The organism is Roseofilum acuticapitatum BLCC-M154, assembly GCF_030068475.1.
Taxonomy (GTDB): domain Bacteria; phylum Cyanobacteriota; class Cyanobacteriia; order Cyanobacteriales; family Desertifilaceae; genus Roseofilum; species Roseofilum acuticapitatum.
Map to the genome: position 1 here is coordinate 1 of NZ_JAQOSP010000058.1, position 6,393 is coordinate 6,393.

The 6,393-nt window shown below is 44.8% G+C and carries 8 protein-coding genes and 1 pseudogene; 4 read left to right on the forward strand and 5 right to left on the reverse strand.

The window, feature by feature from the left end; genetic code table 11:
- Nucleotides 1-126, forward strand: a pseudogene (locus PMG71_RS23855) (RNA-guided endonuclease TnpB family protein); the annotation flags it as partial.
- A gap of 11 nt (nt 127-137) precedes the next feature.
- Here PMG71_RS23855 and PMG71_RS08085 read toward each other — a convergent pair.
- On the reverse strand, nt 138-1,253 hold the full coding sequence (locus PMG71_RS08085) for a geranylgeranyl reductase family protein (RefSeq protein ID WP_283753151.1): 1,116 nt from the start codon (nt 1,251-1,253) through the stop codon (nt 138-140).
- Nucleotides 1,254-1,493: 240 nt separating this feature from the next.
- On the opposite strand from PMG71_RS08085, the gene PMG71_RS08090 reads away from it, so the two are divergent.
- The gene (locus PMG71_RS08090) at nt 1,494-1,724 is read left to right on the forward strand and encodes a hypothetical protein (protein ID WP_283753152.1); all 231 of its coding nucleotides are present in this window, start codon (nt 1,494-1,496) and stop codon (nt 1,722-1,724) included.
- Between the two features lie 35 nt (nt 1,725-1,759).
- Here PMG71_RS08090 and frr read toward each other — a convergent pair whose 3' ends face one another.
- From frr to PMG71_RS08110, 4 genes are all read right to left on the reverse strand, one after another.
- The gene (gene frr / locus PMG71_RS08095; RefSeq protein ID WP_283753153.1) at nt 1,760-2,308 is read right to left on the reverse strand and encodes a ribosome recycling factor; all 549 of its coding nucleotides are present in this window, start codon (nt 2,306-2,308) and stop codon (nt 1,760-1,762) included.
- Nucleotides 2,295-3,023: a UMP kinase gene (gene pyrH / locus PMG71_RS08100; protein ID WP_283753154.1), complete on the reverse strand. Its 729-nt coding sequence runs from the start codon at nt 3,021-3,023 to the stop codon at nt 2,295-2,297. Before pyrH ends, frr begins: the two co-directional genes overlap by 14 nt.
- Nucleotides 3,024-3,136: 113 nt before the next feature.
- Nucleotides 3,137-3,691 (reverse strand): redoxin domain-containing protein, encoded by a 555-nt coding sequence (locus tag PMG71_RS08105; protein ID WP_283753155.1) that lies wholly within the window; start codon nt 3,689-3,691, stop codon nt 3,137-3,139.
- A 298-nt stretch (nt 3,692-3,989) separates the two neighbouring features.
- The gene (locus PMG71_RS08110; protein ID WP_283753156.1) at nt 3,990-5,069 is read right to left on the reverse strand and encodes an alginate O-acetyltransferase AlgX-related protein; all 1,080 of its coding nucleotides are present in this window, start codon (nt 5,067-5,069) and stop codon (nt 3,990-3,992) included.
- Nucleotides 5,070-5,424: 355 nt separating this feature from the next.
- Between PMG71_RS08110 and PMG71_RS08115 the strand changes: the two genes are divergently transcribed.
- Together PMG71_RS08115 and ispF are read left to right on the forward strand one after the other, a co-directional pair.
- Nucleotides 5,425-5,628: a hypothetical protein gene (locus tag PMG71_RS08115; RefSeq protein ID WP_283753157.1), complete on the forward strand. Its 204-nt coding sequence runs from the start codon at nt 5,425-5,427 to the stop codon at nt 5,626-5,628.
- 60 nt (nt 5,629-5,688) lie between these two features.
- Nucleotides 5,689-6,168 (forward strand): 2-C-methyl-D-erythritol 2,4-cyclodiphosphate synthase, encoded by a 480-nt coding sequence (gene ispF / locus PMG71_RS08120; protein ID WP_283753158.1) that lies wholly within the window; start codon nt 5,689-5,691, stop codon nt 6,166-6,168.
- Nucleotides 6,169-6,393: the final 225 nt, after the last annotated feature.

Sequence of the window (6,393 nt, forward strand, 5' to 3'; positions counted from 1 at the left end):
GTAGGGCATACGGGAACTCTTGGGCTAGACCCAATAAACGCTTGGGGAGAGAAGACCTCTACTTTCTCAGAAGTAATTCTGTCTAAGCAAGTAATCTCCGTGAACCAAGAATCCCCGTACCTTTAGGTCGGGGAGTGTCAATTAAACAGTCCGCTTCCGAGTTGTTTGATGGCAGCTCCGGCAACTTCTGCATAGCTGAGTTGTCCACAGAGGATTTTACTCATCACTTTACTGGCGGCTGGTCGTTTAACGCCGACTCGATAACTGACTTTGGGCAGTTTATAAAATACCCCACTAATGCGGGCAGCCCATTTCATGTCAGCGCCCCAAACTTCTGAAAGGGTTTGGCTATAGGTTTCTAGGGCGTTGCTGTTGCCACCAAGGGCTGCGTCGATCGCCTCTGCTGCTTTGACTCCGCTAAAAATCGAGGGACGGATACCTTCACCAGAGAGGGGATCGACGATTTGGGCGGCTTCGCCAGCAACTAGGGCGTTTTGGGTATGTAAGGGGCGATCGCCATCCCACAAGCGCACTGAATGCTCATGGTATTGAACGGTTCCCCCTGGAAGTCCACTAGATTGATAATAGCTCTGCAAGGTCTCCTGGAGATTTTTGGCATCTCCTCCCTGGAACGTGGTGGCACTGATCCCATAGCCATCACTCTGAGGAAAGTTCCAAATAAAGCCATTTTTGAGGTTGCCAAAATCAAAATGTAGGGATGGGGTTTCCTCGGTAGATAGGCCAGAGATCTGTAAAATGCCTGCTAGTTTTTCCTTACCTTGTTTGATTTTCAGCCATTTGGCCATGGGGCCTTTAGCTCCATCCGCAGCGATCAGATAGCGGCCTTCAATTATACCTTGGGCCGTTTTCAGTTCCCAGCGATCGCTTTTCCACTCAATACCGGTTACGGGAGTATTATCCTTGAGAGTTGCCCCTTGATTTTGAGCTTGTTGCACGAGAAACTGATCGAAACTATCCCGACGGACGATGAGCATCTCTTGTTCTTTCAGCTTGACATCCACTGGATCGTCGAGTTGCCAGGTGTAGCGCAGTTGGTTTACTTTCAAGCTAATCACTGGGTCGAGATCAAAATCAAAATATTCGGCGATCGCTGGAGACACTCCCCCACCACAGGGCTTATACCGGGGAAAAGCCGCTTGTTCCACGATCGCCACAGAACGGCCCTGTTTAGCCAAATGATAAGCCGCTGTTGCCCCAGCCGGCCCTGCTCCAACAATCATGCAATCAAACATAGGATAACTTTCTTCCAGATTTTGACAACTGTACGATAACACTCCTTAACCGTTTTTTTGGTGGTCTTTCTGGTAATTTCTGCTTGATTCCTGTGGTTTTTACGATCTAGCTTTACTTAGATTTTAGGCAATTTTTTTGAGTTTTTACCAAAAATACGTATATCCACTGAAGTCAAAAACCATACTTGTGTTTTATTATTACGAGGGAAATTACCACTGCACCACAACTTTACAAAGACGATGAAACTCTCAGACAACTTAGAATCAAACGAGAAAATAATCATAACTTGGGATGTTTGCCTTGAATATGCCAACGGACATCAAATCATACTCAAGACCTATAATTACCAAGAAACGGCACTCGAACATATCGATCTGATTTATGCCACTTATGGCTACCCCATGCATGTTGCCTATATCGTGCGTCCGAGCCAAACCCAGGCGGCTGTCAGTTTTGCTTTGCCCGCTTAACCGGTTGGGTAAGCGGGGAGTAAGAGTCCACAATCTTAGACTGTGGTGATATCTTTCTCTTTTTCAGCTAACAGGTCATCAATTTTCTTAATATACTTATCTGTGAGCTTTTGAATATCATCTTGCAAAGTCCGAGATTCGTCCTCAGTCAGGTCTCCACTTTTCTCTTTTTTGCGAGCATCATCAATGCCTTGACGGCGATTATTCCGCACGGAAACGCGACCTTCTTCTGCTAACTTGGCCGCCTGTTTGGCGAACTCTTTACGCCGTTCTTCCGTTAAGGGAGGAATATTCAATCGCACAACCTGACCATCATTATTGGGGGTTAATCCCACATCGGATTGAGAAATCGCCTTTTCGATCGGAGTTAACGTCGTTTTATCGTAGGGTTGAATCAAAATGGTACTGGAATCCGGGGTACTAATAGTCGCCAGAGATTTGAGAGGAGTCGGCGTACCATAATATTCAACCATTACTCGGTCTAGGAGGGCAGAATTGGCCCTTCCCGTCCGAATGGTGTTAAAAGAATGGCGAGTAGACTCAACGGCCTTCTGCATTAACTCTTCTACATCATTTAATTTCACAGGAACCTCCTACAACTGTTCCAACTGACTCTCCCATGACGGCGCGACGAATATTGCCTTTCACCGACAGGTCAAAGACCAAAATGGGAATATCATTATCTTTACACAAAGCGATCGCCGTACTATCCATCACTTGCAATTCATGGGCCAAAACATGCTGATAGGTTAAGCTCTCATAGCGTTTAGCATCTGGATTCGTTTTGGGGTCGCTATCATAGACCCCATCCACCTTAGTCGCCTTAAAAATCACGTCCGCACTGATTTCTGCGGCCCGTAAAGCGGCCGTGGTATCGGTGGTAAAGAAAGGATTCCCCGATCCTGCGCCAAAAATGACCACCCGTCCCTTTTCCAAGTGACGCATGGCCCGACGACGAATATAGGGTTCTGCCACTTCCTGCATGGCGATCGCCGTTTGTACCCTAGTGGGGACATTGATTTGTTCCAAGGCATCTTGTAAGGTCATGGCATTCATCACCGTGGCAATCATGCCAATATAGTCGGCTGTTGCCCGATCCATACCAGCGGCCGCCCCTTTCACGCCCCGAAAAATATTTCCGCCACCCACAACAATGGCCACTTGTACTCCGCCAGAGACCACTTCCGACACTTCCTCGGCAATAGTATGCACGATCGCGGGATCGATGCCATAGGCCAGGCTTCCCATTAAGGCCTCACCACTGAGTTTAAGTAATATGCGCTGATAACCTGTACCCATGGCCAGCCTCTGTAATCTCCAGATCGATGATTTTAAGTACGAATTGCTCTCACCTAAGATAGCAGAATGTTGACCCTCTTCCCGAATGGTTTTCTCAAGGTCTAGGATTTAGCTCAGGAGCGCCATTGAATGGGAGTGCCGACCAAGAGTGCTGGAATGGGATAGGTGACCTCTTCTCTTTGAAGCATTTGGGCGATCGCCCCCTGGACATCTTCTACCCATCGCTCTATCGCCTTCTCCTCCTCTGCCAAACCCCGACGATAACAGAGTTTCCCTTCATGATTGAGCAAAAATATTTCCGGAGTTTGGGTTGCACCAAAACATTGGGCCACATCTTGGGTCACATCTCGCAGATAGGGAAAATTCAGCTCATGCTCTTGGGCAAATTGCTTCATTTGGGCAAAACTCTCCCCCGACTCCTCCGAACCCTTATTCCCATTCATCCCGACCAACATCACCCCTTGAGCTTCCCCTTGAGCTTGTAGTTGCTTTAGAGCCTCAAGAAGCTCGGCAACATACGGGCATTGATTACCCATAAAGACCACACCAATCACCTGATATTTTTCCATATAGCGGGCTAGGTGATGCACTCGATCGTCCACACCTGGCACTTCAAAATCTGGGGCATAGCTACCGATAGGGGTTCCCATGTCTTCCATGACAACCATGACTCAAAACCTGTATAAATAACTGTTCAAACAACTTAACAATAAACCCTATCCTCTGTAAACTGGAGATTCTTCAGAATTATCGATGTAAAGTATGAAATCCCACGTTGAAGGTTGAGCATAACTTGAGGGCGATCGCCATCTGGGATCGCTCGACTGGTCACTGAACTGCCAATTTTTTCATGATTTTTACACTTGAATCAGTAATGGCTCATGCTTACCTTAAGGTAAGTTACGAGATTAACCACAGGATTATATCCCGTTCAACTCAGAATTCAACGGCTCAGATACAGATCAATTAAGGTTGGGGAGCAGTCCTAACTTCAGATAACTTGGGTAAAATAGTTTTAACAATTTCTGTAGCAGCTAATCGATTTCCGGCAATATTCCAATGGCTATCATTGGGACGATATAGGCGAGTATTTTGTCCTGATTGTTGAAAGGGTTCTAATAAATCTAGATAATCAATATTCAGCGCAGATAGTTTTTCTGCAAGCAATCGATTAGGCAAGGAGAAATCCAATTCTTCTGGCTGCATCTCAAGACCCGAAACCACTTGATTTTGCAGCTCCATATTCACCTGTACTTCATCGGGAATAATCACCACTAAAAACTCTATATTGCGCTGTTTAGCTCTCTCATGCATCTGATTGATAAAATCTATGGCATAGTCAAAAGTTTGACCAAATTCAGGATTATCTTTAATGAAAATCTTACTCCGACGCATCTCCATACTGAGATAATTTTCATCGGTAAAGACCTTCATATTATCATCATAAAGCATATTTTCCGGTAGCTCCCACTCCCCTTCATAACTTTTTTGGATCTCCCACAGGAACTTAAAAAGTGATACAACATAAGAATAAGTATAGAGGGGCTGAGACAGATTTCGATCTTGGCTATCTAAGAAATCATTCCCCATAAAAAAGGAAACGACAATCATATCAGGATTGTAATTTAGTCCTTCAGTGACTAATACGGCTAGATAATCTTTAGGATTGAGGTTAGGAATGCCAAAATTATAGAGTTCTACGGATTTATTTTGCGCTTTTAGTTGCTCTTCAACCAAGGTGTAATAATTTTCTTCATAGGGGACTACACCAAAGGCAAAAGAATCTCCGATGCCGATGATTCTGTAAATACCTTCTGCTTTTTGAGGTTCAAACTCTAGATCTTTATATCCTTGGGAATTTAAAGTAAAATCATAATGCTTAGAAAAGGGTTTTCCTCGAAAACGACCATAGGATTTATCATAAAAGATGAAACTGGGATTAATCTGATTGTAAATTCTAAATCCAATCTCGGTGAAGATAAATGAAATTACGGCAATAATCAAGAATTGTTTCAAAAATTGCTGGACAGTCTTTAAGTGGGGCATAGTAGTATAAAAGAGCCTAGAATTTTATAAAGCTAAGACTCAGTTTACCCTATTGTCTTCTGAGTATGGTGTCAGGGTGCTTGCCTTCAGGCTTAGGTTTGGGAACAGAGAGTTTCTATATTATATTTTGTGTTTTTTGTCAAGTGCTATCCTTGAGGGAGGGGTTTCCCTTTGTGATGCACATCACGATAAATCTGGAGGGGTCTCACACTAGCTAGGGTTTTTTTGAATTACCTTAGTCTTATACATTCAGATCGGCGGCGAAGGTCAACTATAACATAAAAGGTCTAAAGCGCCAGTGCTGAAGGTTCTAGCTCTTTTGACAATTTCTTAAAATCTCGACTTTAATAGCATCATGTTTCAACCTCATACCATATCTTCTGGTTTCAATATCGCCGAATTGGTGTTTCAGGCTTGCCATACTGGGGAATTAACCTCGGAAAACCGCAAACAACTCCAATCCGTACTACTGCAACAGTCCATTAGTGAAGAAGAACGCTCGGCAATCGATCGCCTGATCTACGCAACTCGTCGCGGATGGCTGAGAATTGCCAACTAGATTCCCATGAATTTGGGGTATGATCGAAGCAAATAGCTGGCGATCGCCTTTCTCATGGTCATGAATATTCGCATCGGTAACGGTTATGATATCCATCAACTCGGCCCAAACCGCCCCTTGATTCTAGGAGGGGTAAATATTCCCCATGAACTTGGGTTAGTCGGTCATAGTGATGCTGATGTGTTAACCCATGCGATTATGGATGCCATGCTCGGAGCCTTAAGCTTAGGAGACATTGGCCATTATTTTCCCCCCAGTGACCCCCAATGGAAAGGAGCTGATAGCCTGAAACTCCTCTATCAGGTCAATGGTTTACTCATTGACCGGGGTTGGCAAGTGGTAAATATTGATTCTGTGATCGTCGCAGAACGCCCGAAATTAAAGCCTCATTTATCAGCAATGGGCGATCGCCTCTCGAACGTTTTAAATCTACAACCCGATCGAATTAGCATCAAAGCTACCACCAATGAAAAACTCGGCCCAGTGGGTCGAGAAGAAGGGATTGCCGCCTATGCAGTCACCCTTCTGGAGAAAATATAAGACCGTCCCCCTATGATGCCCCACTCGATATAACGATCGCAAGGGGCTGAAACCCCTTGCCCCTTAACAACCATTAATAATCACTCATATCAAGTTCGCTTATTCATGTCCGCGAAGCGGAAATACCCTAATTAAAAATCCAGGGAGCAAGATGCTCCCACTCCAGTCATATCAAAGAATTCGAGGAGTGCGGGCATCTTGCCCGCTTCTTAACAAATTTTCATG